The sequence below is a fragment of the Idiomarina sp. A28L genome (genome assembly GCF_000218785.1).
Classification (GTDB): domain Bacteria; phylum Pseudomonadota; class Gammaproteobacteria; order Enterobacterales; family Alteromonadaceae; genus Aliidiomarina.
The window spans coordinates 1-1262 of the sequence record NZ_AFPO01000005.1; the positions used below are offsets into that span (position 1 = coordinate 1).

Consider the following 1262-nt stretch of genomic DNA (forward strand, 5'->3'; position numbering starts at 1 on the left):
TGTAGTGGTCAAGAAAAACTGGCCACCGGTTTATAGTCATTCCAGTATTTTTGCTCTGCGTTATTTGGGCTCATACCGCCGTTATGCTGATGAGGCCTGAGCTGGCTGTAATACCCAATTAAATATTTAACGATATGATGCTGTGCATGTAAAAACGATCGATATCCATACGTTGGCACCCACTCAATTTTCAGGCTCCTAAAAAAGCGTTCCATTGGCGCATTGTCCCAGCAGTTTCCTCGCCGGCTCAAGCTCTGTTTAATTTGGCATTTCCATAGCATTTGACGAAATTTCCGACTTGTATAGTGGCTTCCTTGGTCGCTATGAAACATGACCCCTTTGGGGCGTCCTCGACTTTCATAGGCCATTCTTAAGGCGTTGCCAGTAAGCTCACTATCCGGCGAAAGCGACATCGCCCAGCCAACTGGTTTACGCGCAAATAAATCAATCACAACGGCTAAATATGCCCAACGATTACCCGTCCAAATGTAGGTAACATCACCACACCACACGCGGTTTGGTGCTTCAACATTAAACTGGCGTTCTAAATGATTCGGTATCTCAACATGTTCATCACCTGTTTTCTTGTATGTGTGATTCGGTATTTGACAGCTGATAAGCCCCAGCTTTTGCATCAAACGACCGGCACGGTAACGACTAAGCGGCACATCTTGGTCCGTTGCCATCTGGGCTATACTTCGTGCACCTGCTGAATATTCACTGATACGGAATAGTTCTTTAACTTTAGCGATTTCTTTCGCTTTCGTTGCACATAATGGCTTCATTGAACGTTGTTCCCAGTATTTGAAGCTGCTTCGGTGAACATTAAATACTTCACACAGCGATTTAACTGGATAGCTCGTCTTAAGTTTCTCAATTATCGAGAATTGTTCAGGGAGTCCGACATCAAGAGAGCTGAAGCCTTTTTTAATATGTCTTTTTCCATTTCAATTTGCTTAATGCGTTTTTCTAACTCGCGAATCTTAAGCTGGTCAGGCGTCATCGGAGTCGCCTTTACGGGCACCCCGTTAAGCTCTTTACGAAGCTGCCGAACCCAACTTTCCATAGTTGATTTCGCAACGTTCATCGCTTTTGCCGCTTCTCGGATTGAATAACCTTTTTCAACGACTAATTGAGCGGCTTCTAAGCGAAACTCCGGGCTAAATGTTGGTCTTGTTCTATTCGTCATTACGTCACCTAATTGTCTATGTGGTGTATGATAACACCTCTAATTAGGTGGCCAAATTAACTATGCCACTACA

At 44.1% G+C, this 1262-nt stretch carries 1 protein-coding gene; it reads right to left on the reverse strand.

Annotated features, from left to right (window positions below):
- Nucleotides 1-8 precede the first annotated feature (8 nt).
- A protein-coding gene (locus tag A28LD_RS01765) for an IS3 family transposase (RefSeq protein ID WP_139043486.1) occupies nt 9-1189 on the reverse strand; the annotation gives its coding sequence in 2 pieces (ribosomal slippage) (nt 9-919 and nt 919-1189; 1182 coding nt in all).
- Nucleotides 1190-1262: the final 73 nt, after the last annotated feature.